This window comes from Paenibacillus sp. J22TS3 (genome assembly GCF_018403205.1).
Lineage (GTDB): Bacteria > Bacillota > Bacilli > Paenibacillales > Paenibacillaceae > Fontibacillus > Fontibacillus tuaregi.
Map to the genome: position 1 here is coordinate 125608 of NZ_BOSF01000004.1, position 15348 is coordinate 140955.

Sequence of the window (15348 nt, forward strand, 5' to 3'; positions counted from 1 at the left end):
GGTGGGCTTCTTATCCGTACTCAGCATGGCTCATCAGCTTGTCGCCGCCCGTCTCCAGCCGGGCGAGGCCGCCATTGACGCGACTGCCGGCACAGGAGCCGATACCCTGTTCCTTGCAACGGCCTGCGGCCGGCGCGGACAGGTGTTCAGCTTCGATGTTCAGGCTGCGGCCCTGGAACTGACCCGGCAGCGGCTGGCGAAGCAGGAAGAGGCAAAGTTGGCCCCAGCCCACCTGCTGCACTGCGGGCATGAGCAGATGCGGGAGGCTCTGCCTGCCTCTCTACACGGGAAGGTAGGCGCGGTTATGTTCAACCTCGGCTATCTCCCGGCAGAGGGTGCTGATCCGGCCCTAATCACCCAGACCTCCAGTACGCTGACGGCCCTGGGTGAGGCTCTGGATCTGCTCCGGCCAAAGGGAATTATCACCGCAGTGCTTTATCCCGGGCACCCTGGTGGAGATGCTGAGGCGGCAGCCGTAGAGGACTGGGCCGCTGCTCTGCCGGTATCCACGGCCCAGTCCATAGTTTACCGCCAGCTTCAGAATTCCGCGTCTCCTTATCTGGTTGCCATCGAGAAGAAATGACTTGGAAATTTGCTTAAATTAATCATCTACATAAAATGAACTTTAGAATTAACCGATCTCAGCTTCGATCCCGAGTGATTCTGAAGAAGCGGAGCGTCCGCCTTTGTCTCCGAAATGCCCCAATGGAGTTCTAGTTCAAGCATTTCGGAGACAAAGGCGGCCTTAAAGAACACTCGGCATCCCGGCGCCCCAAAAGGGTAACTTTCATAAGTTCATTTTATATACTTACTTACGAAATGAGGCCAGTTCCATGAGTGTACACAAAATTGAGCATATTGGAATCCGGGTGTCTGTACTTGAGGATTCCATTGAATTTTATAAACGGGTATTAGGACTTAAACTCTTGAATACTGTTGGGGAAGTCGGGGACGATTTTCGTTTGGCTTTTCTATCTTTTCCCGGACAGACCAGTGTGGAAATCGAGCTCATCTACCTGAAGGATGCTCCAGAACTCGCCAGTGAAGGACGTGTTCATCATCTGGCGTTCACTGTAAGCCATATCGATAGCGAATACGCCCGTATTGCGGAGTTGGGACTGTCAGGCAGAGATGCGGAGATCAAATCCTTACCCAACGGCAGCCGATATTTCTTCTTTAACGGGCCTGACGGGGAACGAATTGAATTTTTTGAGCCTGCGCGCATATCCTGAGCATACTATATAGCTGTAAAGGAGGACGGGTTCTTATGGAGTCGCATCACTTCGACATGCTTAGCTCGGACGGAAAATATATTTACATCTATAACTGGTTCCCATCTCCCTCAGAGTGGGAAGGCCCCCCTCGCGGGGTCGTTCAGATTGCTCACGGCATGGCCGAAACAGCCAGGCGTTATGAACGTCTTGCCAGAGCTCTGACCACCCAGGGCTATATGGTCTATGCGAACGACCACCGCGGACACGGGCGGACGGCAGGCACCCATGAAGAGCTCGGCAGGCCTGGCACAGATGGCTTTAATGCCATGGTGAATGACATGATTCTTCTGGGAGCCATAATTAAGGATAAACATCCCGAGACTCCACTGCTGCTGCTTGGTCACAGCATGGGCTCCTTTCTGACCCAGAAGGTGATGTACACATGGCCAGATCCTTATGCCGCCTTTATGCTGTCGGGCACCTGCGGCAAAAGGAGGATGCTGCAGTTCGGCGAGCAGATCGCAAGGATGCAGATCGCCCTGCAGGGGGAAAGGCATCCCAGTTTGCTGCTGAATGCACTCGTGTTCGGCGGTTACAACCGTACATTCCGGCCCGTTCGGACAGCCTTTGACTGGTTGTCACGCGATGATGAGGAAGTTGATAAATATATTGCAGATCCGGAATGCGGCGTAATCAGCAGCGCAGGGTTCTTCCGGGATTTCTTCCGGCTCCTGCAGGAAATACACACCCCTTCCCGGATGGAGAGAATCCCCAAAGACAAACCTGTCTATCTGTTCAGCGGCGAGGAAGATCCGGTTGGGATGAAAGGCGATGGTGTCCGGCTTCTGCACAGGCGTTACCAGGAACTTGGACTTCAGGACGTGGAATGCAGACTGTATCCGGGAGCAAGACACGAGATCCTGAACGAGATCAACCGGGACGAGGTTACCGCTCATCTGATCGATTGGATGAACCAGCGGATTCCCCTACCGGAGTCGGCCCGGCCCGATCCGGTTTCAACTGCTGTTGACGACAGCAGCCCATGACGGGTCTCCCCCTTGTTCAAGCCTCCTTGTTAGTCTCAGAAGACGTTTAACAAGGGGGAAATTAAACTGCGCGGCGATTCTTTTCCCGACATTTCATCGGAGAAAGACGCCGTTTTTTTATAATCAAATATATTAATGCTTTCAAAGACAACTTCCCTTAAACCTGAAGTCTATCCCTTAAGGGTCTGCTCAATTGCCTGTTTCATGAGAAGCCCTGCCCTATTCCATGAGAACCTAAGCACATCCCTCCTGCCCCGCCGTCCCATCTCCTTGCACAACTGGGGATGCTGATAGGCGTACCGCATTTGTCTTCTTAAGCTGCTGATACTCGGCTCGGCCCATTGCTGCCCTTTTCCTGCGAACAGGGAACGAAATTGGCGCGAGATTGAATGTCTGCTGTTCATGCTGTGCACAGGGCTTCTTAACTGGTATGGAATCAGGAATGAATTTCCGGGTGTTAAAAAGTCCATATGTCCGCCCCAGCCTGTCGCGATAACCGGCACACCGCTGGCCAAAGATTCAAGGAACGGCAGCCCCACCCCTTCCCCACGTGTCGGAAGAACAAACACCTGGCCGAGTCTGTATAACCCCCGAATTTGACCGGAGCTTAAGTGCTTTCCAATAACCACAACTGGAGCCGTTGGCTTGCGGATTCCGAGTGTTTCTTTATATCGCATAATTCTATTCTTAATCCAGCTCTCATCTTCATAAGGAGAGTATCCATTCGTCTTAATGACGAGCAGCACCCGATCAGAAGCGGAGAATTCCTCCCAATAAGCCCGCAATAGCCCTTCGGGATTCTTCCGGTGTTGAAAGCCAAATACCGACACAAAGGTAAATCTCCCGGCAGCTTGCGGTATAGGCAGCTTGCGGCCCCCTGGTGCATACTCTCTGGTGTTCACCCCATGGGGGACAATATAGATTGGTATTTTCACACCGCTGTTCCTCAGAGCCTGTTTATTTTGAACTGAGGGTACACAGATGGCATCAAATTTATTGATGTTTGGAAGCCAATGGGAAGGTATTTTCGTGGTTTCCCAGACCGTGTTTAGTATAATCCGGTCATACCGGGCTCTTTCTTTCTTAAAATTAATCATGCTCGGAGGAAAGTGATGGATCAGAACCTTTCTTTTGTTATTAAGCTTATGGGTAAGGCTCCCGCCGCCCCGGTCTATCGAGAGCTCCACTCCCTGCCGTCTTAGAGCGTGGGCATAGGCTCTGCTGGCAATACCAAGCCCACTGGCTTTGTATACGGGACCTTTCCACACTACTTGATATCCGTTTTCTGTGGACATGACTCCAGCTCCATTTATCCGTGTTTTTGGAATATCGTATTCAGGAGTTGGTAGAACGGTTTGGGTCTTCTGAAGCATGGGTGTGCTCTTCTCTATTAACAGGCAAAAAAAGGCATTACCATGAGCAAGTCCTGTTAAGGAATGCTCTTGATAATGCCACTATGACTCGTTTCATTCATCGTTAAAGTGAATCATTTCAACTTCAAAATCTCTCCGGTGTTAACCCTGAAGTGGTGAATCAGCCGAATGCGGCTGCTTACACCGGACTCTCAACCAGCGGGACAGTATAAACTTCTGGAATCTCCGCTTCATTCTGTTGGTACAGTACGACCAGCAGGTGCTTCACATCATCCAGATACAGGTCAGATACCGGCTCCCCACTCAGCACACGATGCAGCGGAAAGCTGATCTCTTCGACCACCGCATATTTTTGAAGATCTCGCTCTTCCATATGAAGGCTTGCGAAATTTCCGGACACCTTGTCGGCTTGCTCGATCAAGGTTCTGAAATGCAGGCTTCTGCGGTCCTTATCTACCACACTCTCCCACCAAATTTTGCGGGGCTTGTATTTATGACCAAGGAAATAATCCAGCTGCATGAGCCCCTTGACCACATCTGGACGCTTCAGTCCCCGTTCTTTCAGGAAAGCCTGGAGCCTTGTAAACAAATCCTCCAGTTGGTGGCCGATTCTCTGCCACCCCTGAGCATCCCAATAGTTCCCGAAGTCCTGGAAGAAGTCAAACGGGGAATCGAACTCATGCTTCATCAGGTAAGTGAGCGTATGATCCAGCCGATGCGCATTCCAGTATTTCTCCAGCACATCCTCCAGCCGCTTCAGTCTTACAATATCCGAGAACGGCAGCACATCATTGCCCAGGATTTCATAGGGGGCATGGTCCATGTAAGTATAGTTATACTTGCTGGCATCATTTCTGAGCCCGGTTCCCCGGAGCATCTTGAGGAATCCGAGCTGAAGCTCTTCCGGCCCCAGAGCAAACACATCGTTGAACGTTTTGCGGAAAGAATCATAATTCTCTTCTGGCAGTCCTGCGATCAGGTCCAGATGCTGATCGATCTTGCCGCTGTTCTTGATAGTTGTTACCGTACGCGTCAGCTTGGTGAAATTCTGCCGCCGCTTAACCAGTTCGTTGGTATCGTCGTTGGTCGACTGCACTCCGATCTCAAACCTGAAAATTCCCGGAGGCGCATTCTCCGCCAAATATTCCAGCACCTCAGGCCGCATAATATCAGCCGTGATCTCGAATTGGAACACACATCCTTGATGGTTCTCAATCAGAAATTGGAACATTTCCATGGCGTAGGCCCGGTTAATGTTAAAGGTGCGGTCCAGGAATTTGATGATCTTAGCCCCGTTGGCTATCAAGTACAGGATATCCGATTTCACCCGCTCAATGTCGTAATAGCGGACACCGACCTCGATGCTGGACAAGCAGAACTGACAGTTGAACGGACAGCCCCGGCTCGTCTCGAAGTAGACAATTCTTTTGCCTAGGTTAGGAATATCCTCCGGGAAACGGTGCGGGGAAGGAAGGGTGTTCAGGTCACTCTTCGGATGTCCCGGCATAATCACTACCTCATGCTCCTTGCGGTAAGCAATGCCGTAAACAAAATGGAACTTGCGGTCCCCGCTCAGCTCCTGCAGAAGGCGGTGGAACACCTCCTCCCCTTCGCCCATCACGATAAAGTCCACATGGGGCGAGCGCTTCATCCAGTATTCGGTGTCATAGGATACTTCAGGTCCGCCCAATACAATGGTCGTTTCGGGCATGACTTTCTTCAGAATCTCGACCACCTTCAACGTCTCTTCAATGTTCCAGATATAACAGGAGAAGCCGACGACATCCGGTTTCTTGTTGAACAAGTCCGATACGATGTTCATCGCCGGGTCCTTGATGGTGTATTCGGCAAGTCCGATATCGAATTCATGGTCGCTGTATGCCTTCAGAAGGCGGATGGCCAGGGAAGTATGAATGTACTTGGCATTCAGCGTGGATAGAATTACTTTCATGATTCACGACCTTCTTTTAGATTTGAAAAAAGAGGGACCTCGCACGACCGCTGCGGTTGCGAACAGCCTGTATGCCACAGTGCACCGCTGCGGCTGCGGATCATCCTTCCGATCGCTGTTCCTCCCGGATTCCTGGATTGTATCACCAGTGTGGGAATCAGGGAGCAAAGGCGAACGCTTCGCTTCTTCAGGACGATTCCGCCTCCTCCGCTGATGTAGCGCGTAGCTGGTACGGCAATGGCTGCCCAGTGTACCGCATGGCCACTAAGGCTACTTCAACGCTCCGCCTCCTCCGCTGATGTACGTGCATGGTACGGCAGCGGCCGCCCAGTACCACACGGCCGCTAAGGCTACGGCAACGCTCGCTTCCTCCGCTGATGTGGCACAGCCGGTCACTTGGCGCTATAGCCCAACGCTGCCGTTGCGACAGCCTGTATGCCACAGTCCACCGCTGCGGCTGCGGATCATCCTTCCGATCGCTGTTCCTCCCGGATTCCTGGATTGTATCCTTCAGGGTAGGAATCCGGGAGCAAAGGCGAACGCTTCGCTTCTTCAGGACGATTCCGCTTCCTCCGCTGATGTAGCGCGTAGCTGGTACGGCAATGGCTGCCCAGTGTACCGCATGGCCACTAAGGCTACTTCAACGCTCCGCCTCCTCCGCTGCTGTGGTGCGTAGCTGGTACGGCAGCGGCCGCCCATTACCACACGGCCGCTAAGGCTACGGCAACGCTCGCTTCCTCCGCTGATGTGGCACAGCCGGTCGCTTGGCGCTATAGCCCAAAGCTGCGGTTGCGAACAGCCTGTATGCCACAGTGCACCGCTGCGGCTGCGGATCATCCTTACGATCGCTGTTCCTCCCGGATTCCTGGATTGTATCCTTCAGGGTAGGAATCCGGGAGCAAAGGCGAACGCTTCGCTTCTCCAAGACGATTCCGCCTCCTCCGCTGCTGTGGTGCGTAGCTGGTACGGCAGCGGCTGCCCAGTGTACCGCATGGCCACTAAGGCTGCGGCAACGCTCGCTTCCTCCGCTGATGTGGCACAGCCGGTCGCTTGGGCGCTATAGCCCAAAGCTGAAACTAGAACTCCACATCATCCATCTCCGGAACGCTGCCCTGATTCTGGAAGAATTCCAGAAAGGGCTGTCCGTATTTCTTATATTTCAGTTCACCGACACCCTTGATCCGCAGCATAGCCGCCTCCGTCTGCGGGCAGACCACGCTCATCTCACGAAGGGTCGCGTCATTAAATATGATATAAGACGGCACTTTCTCCTGCTGGGCCAGATCACGGCGAATTAACCGCAGTTGCTCGAATACGGTCTCGTTAACGGCAGATGGCCCCGTATCATAGGACTGGCCTCTCCGTCGGCCAGCCCCGGAAGCAGCTGAAGCCGAAGGCAGCGGAGCCCGCATCATCACTTGATGTTTGCCCTTAAGCACATCCGCCGCAACCGGCTCAAGGCGGACGACAGGGTATTGTCCTTCAGAGAGAGACAAGTAGCCATCGGCCACAAAGGTGTTGATCAGCTCGGAGATCTCCTTTTCGGTCCGGGTGCGCATCATGCCATAGGTTGGAAGGCTGTCGAACCCGTATTGGAGCACCTTTTTATTCTGCGAGCCTTTGAGCACTGAGGCAACCATCGAGACACCGAACCTCTCCCTCATCCGAAAGATACAGGAGAACACAACCTGAGCATCCACGGTCATATCCGTGAGTTCCCGTTCATCCCGGCAGGAACTGCAAATTCCACATGGCTTCTGATCATGCTTCTCACCGAAATATTCCAGCATCGCAAATCTTAAGCAGCGGTTGGAATAACAATACTCCACCATCTGCTGCAGCTTTCGGTAATCGTTGCGCTTGCGGTCCCCCTCCTGAGGATTCTGTTCAATCAGAAACTTCTGAGTCATAATGTCTTGGGCACTGAACAGGAGAATGCACTCGCTCGGCTCACCGTCCCGTCCTGCACGGCCGGCCTCCTGGACATAAGCCTCCATATTTTTAGGCATATTATAGTGAATTACATACCGGACGTTGGACTTGTCAATCCCCATGCCAAAAGCATTCGTGGCCACCATCACCCGGATGTCGTCATACAGGAATGCTTCCTGGTTCTCGGCGCGCTCTTCATCAGACAAGCCCGCATGATATCGGCCAGCAGCAATGCCTGCACGGCGAAGACGTTCATACAGGTCGTCCACATCCTTGCGGGTCGCGGCATAAATAATACCGGATTGCGAAGCGTGGGCTTCGGCATAGTTCATAACATACTCTCGCTTGTTCTCGCCGCGCAGGACGGACATCGCCAGATTATCGCGCCCCAGCCCGGTGACGAACACCTCAGGCTCCCGAAGCCTGAGCAGCCGCATCATATCGTCCATAACCTCGGGCGTAGCGGTTGCCGTGAAGGCAGCCAGAATCGGGCGGCTTGGAAGAGCCGATACAAAAGGTGCTACAGCCAGATAGCTCGTCCGGAAATCATGTCCCCACTGGGATACACAGTGCGCCTCATCCACAGCCACACACGAAATCGACAGCTCCGCCATTTCCGTCTGGAACCAATCCAGCTCAAGCCGCTCGGGGGCCACGTAGAGAAGCTTTAATTCTCCCCTTCTGGCGGCCCTGATCCGGTCATTCACTTCTCTGCCGCTAAGCGTACTGTTGATATACGCGGCCGAGATCCCCATACTGGTCAAAGCATCCACCTGATCCTTCATCAGCGAAATCAGCGGGGATACGACCAGAGTCAGTCCCGGCAGCAGCAGCGCGGGAATCTGATAACAAATCGATTTACCGCCCCCGGTGGGCATAATACCCAGCGTATCGTTTCCCTGCAGCAGGCTCTCTACAATTTTCTTCTGTCCTTCACGGAAATCCGGGTACCCGTAATATTTCTGCAGTACTTCGCGGGCTTCTTCTATTGTGAAAATATCTGTATTCATATTCATAATCTCCTTACTCTACTCGAGCAAAACCTTCCGTCAACAACCCTGCCCTGTTAGTTTACCGGGGTTTGCCTAATACGGCAACCGCCGGATCATTGACCTTGGCGTGTTATAAAGGTTATCATCGGTCTTAGAACAAGGATCTCCGTCAAATGCAGGAACTTTCATACGGTTCCACCTTGCCGGTACGGATTATCAGGAGGCACGAACGTGAAGAAAAAAAGCTACAGCAATGGCCGAACCACCAAAATAAGCAATCCCCCCAAACCACGAATTCATACGGTAAAGGAGCAGACGGAGCTGCTGCCCTTCTTGATCGATACGCTTCGTCATTTAAGCAGGAATTCGGTTAAGTCCATTCTGGCACGCGGCCAGGTTACCGTGAACAGTGAGCCGATCACCGCCTACAACTACCGGCTTGAGCCCGGTTATATTGTCTCGATTCACCCGGATAAGGTAACCTCCTCTGCCCCGCTTGTTGGGATGACGATACTTTATGAAGACGAGCATATTATTGTAATCCAGAAGGAACACGGCTTGCTGTCGGTGTCAGCCGGGCAAGAGAATGAAATAACAGCTTATCGTCAGTTGATGAGCCATGTCCGTCAGAGCGACCCGGGCAACCGGATCTTCATCGTACACCGTTTGGACCGGGATACTTCGGGAGTGATGCTGTTTGCCAAGAGTGAACAGGTTCAGCAAACGCTGCAGAACGGATGGCAGGATATTGTAAAGGAACGGTCCTATGTCGCGCTTGTCGATGGCGAGGTGAAGAAACAGGAGGGGACGATCAGCTCATGGCTTAAGGAAAGCAGCACGCTAAAGATGTACTCCAGCCCCTACCCGAACGACGGTCAGCATGCGGTTACGCATTATAAGAAGCTGCAGTCGAACAAGTGGTTCTCCCTGCTTGAAGTACATCTTGAGACCGGAAGAAAGAACCAGATTCGCGTGCACATGGAAGATCTCGGTCACCCGGTTGCGGGAGACAAGAAATACGGCTCCAAATCCAAAGAAATCGGCAGACTGGGTCTGCATGCGCGGATTCTGGCTTTTGAACACCCGGTAACGGGGGAGATTATGCGATTTGAAACGGACATCCCCAAGGTATTTATGAAACCGTTCAAGACAGCCCCTTCCAAATAAACCCCAATCTGCCGATAGTATGATCAGGGGAGGTGCGAGTATGGATATCGCGGCAGCAGCTACAGCCATGAGCCAGTCAGCCTTGTCACAGGCCGTCGGCATTAAAGTGCTGAGCATGGCCAAGAACCAGGCTGAAACTCAGGCTCAGAACATGGTGCAAATGATTCAGAAAAGCATGGATCCAAACCTGGGGAGACAATTGGACATTTCCATTTAACTCCTTGCCCGCATGGCTGACGCCTGCGGGTCTTTTTTTTTATTCTGCAGCCTGGTGGCGTTCTTGAGTTCTTGTTACCTTGTTAACGATGTGAATAATCGGGTAAACATTTAAAAGACTAGGACAATTCAGATCAGGTAATAATTTAGTTATTATTGCAGACTTAAGGAGAAATGACGAATGAAACTAACTCCCGAGCAGGCGGTTCAGCTGCATGGTTTTAACAATTTGACGAAATCGCTCAGCTTTAATATGTATGATATCTGTTATACCAAAACAACCGAGGAACGGGATGCTTACATCGAGTATGTCGATGAGCAGTATAACGCCGACCGCCTTACAGCTATTTTAAAATCCGTATCTGAAATTATTGGGGCGAATATTCTCAATATTGCCAAGCAGGATTACATTCCACAAGGGGCCAGTGTGACGATGCTGGTGTCGGAAGGCCCTGTGGCCGAGATGGATACCGAGACATTTGATGAGACGCCGGGGCCGCTTCCTGACTCGGTGGTGATGCATTTGGACAAAAGCCACATAACGGTCCATACCTATCCGGAATCCCACCCGGACGAGGGGATTTCCACCTTCCGTGCGGATATCGATGTATCCACGTGCGGGGAGATCTCTCCGCTTAAAGCGCTGAATTATCTGATCCACTCTTTTGAACCGGATATGATGACCATGGACTACCGGGTGCGCGGCTTCACCCGCGATATCAACGGCCGGAAGCTGTTCATCGACCATGACATCAGCTCCATTCAGAACTACATCCCTGAGAAGGACAAGAAACTGTATGACATGATTGACGTTAATGTATATCAGGAAAATATCTTCCATACCAAGTGCAAGCTCAAGGCATTTAATCTGGACAATTATTTATTCGGATATACCAAGGAGAAACTGAGCCCTGAAGAACAGGCTTCCATAACGGAGAGGTTGAAAGTAGAAATGGACGAAATCTACTATGGTAAAAATATGAAGCGCGGCTCCATCTATATAAAATGAACTTATGAAGGTTAGCATTTAGGTTAATTCTAAAGTTCATTTTTATATAGCCTAAGAGGCTAATAATCGCCTTTTCGTGTACACCCCTATTGACCCTAGGCACAATTTGGTGTAATTTGGATAAAATATGACAACAGCGTTGACCAAGATCATGAGCTTCGGATACCGGCCGTTTCAGAGAGGAAGCCCACAGGCTGAAAGACTTCCCGTCACGGACCGTTGCTCCCTGCCTTGGAAGCTGCAGCGCCATAATCCGCTGCCGGTGAACACCGTTACCTGTATAAGGATCAGCCTGACGATTCACCCGGCTGATTTAATTAGGGTGGTACCACGAGCGCATTCGTCCCTTGACGAGTGGGCTCTTTTTGTTGTCTTTTGACATCGAATCAAGAAAGGAGAAGAAACAATGAAACAAAGCCGACTGCTGATGCCTACCTTGAGAGAGGCTCCCGCCGATGCGGAAGCTCAAAGCCACCGCCTGCTGCTTCGGGCAGGCTTCATCCGCCAACTAGCCTCAGGGGTGTACACATACCTTCCACTGGGCTGGCGTGTCCTTCAGAAGGCATCCGCTATTGTCCGTGAAGAGATGAACCTTGCGGGAGCCCAGGAGCTGCTGATGCCAGCGATGCAGCCTGCTGAGCTGTGGAAGAAGTCCGGCCGGTATGAGGTCTACGGGCCTGAGCTTATCCGGCTGGAAGACCGCCATGGTAGGGAATTCGCCCTTGGCCCTACCCACGAGGAGGTCATTACCGCACTGGTCAGAGACGAGATTAGCTCATACAGACAGCTGCCTCTAACTCTGTACCAAATCCAGACTAAATTCAGAGATGAGCGGCGCCCGCGGTTCGGGCTTCTTAGGGGAAGGGAATTTCTCATGAAGGATGCCTACTCCTTCGATACCGATTGGGATGGCCTGGATGCGAGCTACTGGGCTATGCACGCAGCTTATACCCGGATCTTCACCAGGTGCGGCCTCGATTTCAGATCGGTTCACGCCGACGCCGGGGCGATTGGCGGAGAAGGAGAAACTCATGAATTTATGGCTCTGGCCGATATCGGGGAGGACACCATAGCGGTATGCCCTGTTGGAGACTATGCAGCCAATCTGGAAAAAGCCGGACACAAGGAAGTGGCGCTTCGCCTTGAAGCCGCGTTGGAGGTAAGGGAAAATCAGCCTGCTCCAGAACTTATATCCACGCCGGATGTGCATACGATCCAAGAGCTAACCTCATTTACCGGAATTCCGACGAACCAGTTCATCAAAACCTTAATCTATCTGATTGACGGCAAACCAACTGCGGTGCTTGTTCGCGGGGATCATGAGGTCAATGAGATTAAAGTGAAGAATTACATGAAGGCAGAGACCGTCGAGCTCGCAGATGCCAAGACCGTACTCGAAATTACCGGGGCACCCGTTGGTTTTGCCGGACCGGTTGGGCTTCATATTCCCCTGCTGATTGACAGCGACGTGGCCCGTATGGATACGGCCATGACCGGTGCCAATCAAGCAGATTATCACCTTAGCGGAGTCCGGCCGGGGATCGACTTCCCCCTACAGGATGCACCGGATCTCCGGAATGCCATCGCAGGCGATCCTTGTCCGCATTGCGGCCAGCCGATGTCTCTTGTAAAGGGAATTGAGATCGGGCATGTCTTCAAGCTTGGAACCAAATACAGCGATGCGCTAGGGGCTGTATTCTCCGATGCTTCAGGACAGGAGAACCGAATGGTCATGGGCTGTTACGGCATCGGTATCTCCCGCCTCCTGTCCGCTGTGGCCGAACAGCATCATGACGGGAACGGATTGATATGGCCGTCCTCCCTCGCCCCTTATCAGGTGCATCTTGTTCCACTCTCGCTCAAGGATGAGGTCCAATCTTCCCTGGTGACCAAGCTTTACGAGCAGCTAACAAACCTTGGAATCGAGGTGCTTCTTGATGACCGGGATGAGCGTGCCGGTATAAAATTCAAGGACTCCGACCTCATCGGCATCCCGGTGCGCATCGTGATCGGCAAGATGGCCAAGGATGGCCTTATCGAATGGAAAGAGCGTTGCAAGCCTGAGGCGGAAGTGTTAAGCGTAGAAGCCGCCGTGTCCAGATTGACGGAACACCACAGGCAATAAGAAAACGGCGGCTGTCCACAACATATCATCAGGGGCAGCCGTTGTCTCATTTCTAATAAACTGCCTTAATTATCGATTCCAACAGCATGACGTGAGGAGTTTCTTGAGCATGCTGCTATGTTTGTCTATGCCAGTGTGCCACACAATCCAGCCCTCATCTAGATTCATATTCTAGTTTTATACTTCAGCTCCAAGCGCTTTTCACGAAGCTCTTTCAAACTGTTTTTTTCACCCGTTAGCTCTTTTTTCTCTTCCAACACTTCGTTCAATAAGAAACTTATTGTGAAGTATTTTCTAGATGAGAACAGAACTAAGGAAGCAAAAATAAACAAGCCAATCATAATTACAATCATAAAGATATAAAAATCAAAGTACACATCTCTAGCATTCTTTTGTTTTCTCTCTGTCACTTTATTCAGCATTGTAATAGTCTGTTCTTCTTTAATAAATGGATCGAGATTCTCAGCACTTTGAAGTGCTTTTAGCCTTTCTTCAGCAATAACATCAGTCAAACTATTGGATATATTAAGCAAGTTTTGATTTAAGGATGTCCACGCTCCAGTAAAAACAGTACACATAAATATCAGTATGGTGAACATATAGTTAATGGACTTAAACCATTCAGCTAGAGAGTTTGCATCAGACTTCAAAGTTCTCAACTCAGAAATGTCTATTTTTCTAAGCTCCTCCTTTACATAATGCAGCTTTTTAAGTGTAACCTTCCTAGACCAAAAACCTAATTTAAACTCACCCTTAAAATAATTCTCTACATTTCGATATTTTGCTATCATCGACTCTCTCCTAGTATTTTAGGATAACAACCTACCATATATATCGAATAAATATAAAGAAAAATGAGACCGTAACTAATCGGCCTCAATCTTAAAGTGCTTCGATATGCCACTGTCTTTAAATGTTTCAAGCTCAAATGCTGCTCAGATATTATGAAGAGACTCGATTTATGCACCTCACCGTATAAATCGTTGATTGTCTCAGCGAGGCAGAAATTTAATGCGTATAATATCTAAGTTAATCCCCTGAGAGTCAGATATCACCTTCAAAAGCGTACTGTTTTCAACCTCCAATATGCCGTTTCGCATCCTCCGCTGCTCTCTGTAGTCCCTTAAATGTTGTATCACGTCTTTAAAATACAATCTACTTCACCAGACGAAAATCTCTCATCCTACGGCTTCACCAACCGGTTCGTCAAACTCCCAAGCCCCTCGATTTCCACGGTAACGGTATCTCCGTCCCGCAGCCATACACGCTCCGATTCCGGTAGACCCATGATCACACCTTCCGGTGTCCCGGTGAGGATTAAATCCCCGGGCTCCAGCGTCATATGCCTGGAAATATAGCTTATGATCTCATCACAGTGGAAAATCATATCCGAGGTGTTCGAGCTCTGTCTTACTTCCCCATTGACGAGCGTACGGATCTCCAGCTTGTTTGGACTTGGCACTTCATCAGCGGTTATCAGATAAGGGCCGCACGGCGCGAACCCGTCACAGGATTTTCCCAGCAGCCATTGGGAGCTTCGGAATTGCAAATCTCGGGCGGACAGGTCATTCGCGCAGCAGTAGCCAAACACAGCGGATAATGCATCCTCTTTGGATATATTTCGCACCTTGCGTCCGATCACAATCCCGAGCTCTGCCTCATAATCCACCTGCCGGGATTCTGCGGGCAGTTCAATATCTTCCTGATGAGCGGCTAGCGCATTGGAAAATTTGCTGAACAGCAGAGGCTCTTCAGGCGGATTCATGCCCGATTCCTCGGCATGCCTCCGGTAATTGAGCCCGATGCAAATTATTTTGCGGGAGTTAGGCACACATGGAGCGTATCTGATTTGTTCTTCATGAAGGAACAGGACATCTCCCGAGTGAATCAGGCCTTCTGCATAAGCCCTGAGAGCCTGAACCTCTTGTTCCCCCGCGGTCAATAGCCTGTCCATGTCAAAGCGGGAGGACATATCCAGCATACCCTTATCTGTCATAACCCCAAGACATAATTGTTGTTCTCTGTAAAAATTAACAAGCTTCATTCAACCACTCCTCCCACTCAAGATGTGCCTTATATTCATAGTCCTATACTTATAGCCTTATCCTAGAACTCCATTCCTTAAAAAGCAAACTACAACCATTTCTTTCTACCTTCAAATTCACGGAAATGTGTTATAATAGGGCAGCGCACTGCGCCAACTGAAGACAGTCCATGCGGCAAGTCCCGCATGGGAGAGGTTCGCGAACTCCCTCTATAAAAAACTAAGGTAGCCCTTTCTTATCGATTTGAAGATGGGCTTGTTTTTTTGCGATGCCAGTTC

General features: G+C 50.8%; 14 protein-coding genes and 1 riboswitch. Of the genes, 9 read left to right on the top strand and 5 right to left on the bottom strand.

The window, feature by feature from the left end; all coding sequences use genetic code 11:
* Position 1 precedes the first annotated feature (1 nt).
* The 3 genes from mnmM to KJS63_RS13990 all read left to right on the top strand — a co-directional run bounded on the left by mnmM (position 2) and on the right by KJS63_RS13990 (position 2260).
* Positions 2-583, top strand: coding sequence for a tRNA 5-(aminomethyl)-2-thiouridylate-methyltransferase MnmM (gene mnmM, locus KJS63_RS13980; protein WP_213619688.1), 582 nt, complete (start codon positions 2-4; stop codon positions 581-583).
* A 250-nt stretch (positions 584-833) separates the two neighbouring features.
* Positions 834-1232: a VOC family protein gene (locus tag KJS63_RS13985; RefSeq protein ID WP_068615556.1), complete on the top strand. Its 399-nt coding sequence runs from the start codon at positions 834-836 to the stop codon at positions 1230-1232.
* Between the two features lie 35 nt (positions 1233-1267).
* Positions 1268-2260: an alpha/beta hydrolase gene (locus tag KJS63_RS13990; protein ID WP_213619689.1), complete on the top strand. Its 993-nt coding sequence runs from the start codon at positions 1268-1270 to the stop codon at positions 2258-2260.
* Between the two features lie 170 nt (positions 2261-2430).
* Here the strand turns inward: KJS63_RS13990 and KJS63_RS13995 are convergent, their stop codons facing one another.
* The gene (locus tag KJS63_RS13995; RefSeq protein ID WP_213619690.1) at positions 2431-3555 is read right to left on the bottom strand and encodes a glycosyltransferase family 4 protein; all 1125 of its coding nucleotides are present in this window, start codon (positions 3553-3555) and stop codon (positions 2431-2433) included.
* 256 nt (positions 3556-3811) lie between these two features.
* Positions 3812-5584 (bottom strand): B12-binding domain-containing radical SAM protein, encoded by a 1773-nt coding sequence (locus KJS63_RS14000; protein WP_213619691.1) that lies wholly within the window; start codon positions 5582-5584, stop codon positions 3812-3814.
* Positions 5585-5888: 304 nt separating this feature from the next.
* On the opposite strand from KJS63_RS14000, the gene KJS63_RS14005 reads away from it, so the two are divergent.
* Positions 5889-6260 carry a hypothetical protein gene (locus KJS63_RS14005; RefSeq protein WP_213619692.1) on the top strand — a complete coding sequence of 124 codons (372 nt, stop codon included), beginning with the start codon at positions 5889-5891 and terminating at the stop codon, positions 6258-6260.
* A 69-nt stretch (positions 6261-6329) separates the two neighbouring features.
* The gene (locus KJS63_RS14010) at positions 6330-6647 is read left to right on the top strand and encodes a hypothetical protein (RefSeq protein ID WP_213619693.1); all 318 of its coding nucleotides are present in this window, start codon (positions 6330-6332) and stop codon (positions 6645-6647) included.
* A gap of 13 nt (positions 6648-6660) precedes the next feature.
* On the opposite strand, the gene recQ is transcribed toward KJS63_RS14010, so the two are convergent.
* Positions 6661-8526, bottom strand: coding sequence for a DNA helicase RecQ (gene recQ, locus KJS63_RS14015; RefSeq protein ID WP_213619694.1), 1866 nt, complete (start codon positions 8524-8526; stop codon positions 6661-6663).
* A 213-nt stretch (positions 8527-8739) separates the two neighbouring features.
* On the opposite strand from recQ, the gene KJS63_RS14020 reads away from it, so the two are divergent.
* The 4 genes from KJS63_RS14020 (at position 8740) to KJS63_RS14035 (ending at position 13025) form a co-directional block, all read left to right on the top strand.
* Entirely contained in the window at positions 8740-9675 is a 936-nt protein-coding gene (locus KJS63_RS14020; RefSeq protein WP_374706288.1) for an RluA family pseudouridine synthase, read from the top strand.
* Between the two features lie 40 nt (positions 9676-9715).
* Positions 9716-9892: a YjfB family protein gene (locus KJS63_RS14025; RefSeq protein WP_213619695.1), complete on the top strand. Its 177-nt coding sequence runs from the start codon at positions 9716-9718 to the stop codon at positions 9890-9892.
* Between the two features lie 180 nt (positions 9893-10072).
* Positions 10073-10900: an adenosylmethionine decarboxylase gene (speD, locus tag KJS63_RS14030; RefSeq protein ID WP_213619696.1), complete on the top strand. Its 828-nt coding sequence runs from the start codon at positions 10073-10075 to the stop codon at positions 10898-10900.
* A 406-nt stretch (positions 10901-11306) separates the two neighbouring features.
* On the top strand, positions 11307-13025 hold the full coding sequence (locus KJS63_RS14035; protein WP_213619697.1) for a proline--tRNA ligase: 1719 nt from the start codon (positions 11307-11309) through the stop codon (positions 13023-13025).
* Between the two features lie 164 nt (positions 13026-13189).
* On the opposite strand, the gene KJS63_RS14040 is transcribed toward KJS63_RS14035, so the two are convergent.
* Both KJS63_RS14040 and KJS63_RS14045 read right to left on the bottom strand, forming a co-directional pair.
* The gene (locus KJS63_RS14040; protein ID WP_213619698.1) at positions 13190-13816 is read right to left on the bottom strand and encodes a hypothetical protein; all 627 of its coding nucleotides are present in this window, start codon (positions 13814-13816) and stop codon (positions 13190-13192) included.
* 392 nt (positions 13817-14208) lie between these two features.
* On the bottom strand, positions 14209-15069 hold the full coding sequence (locus tag KJS63_RS14045; RefSeq protein WP_213619699.1) for a fumarylacetoacetate hydrolase family protein: 861 nt from the start codon (positions 15067-15069) through the stop codon (positions 14209-14211).
* A 186-nt stretch (positions 15070-15255) separates the two neighbouring features.
* Positions 15256-15299, top strand: a riboswitch (PreQ1 riboswitch).
* The last annotated feature ends 49 nt before the right edge of the window (positions 15300-15348 follow it).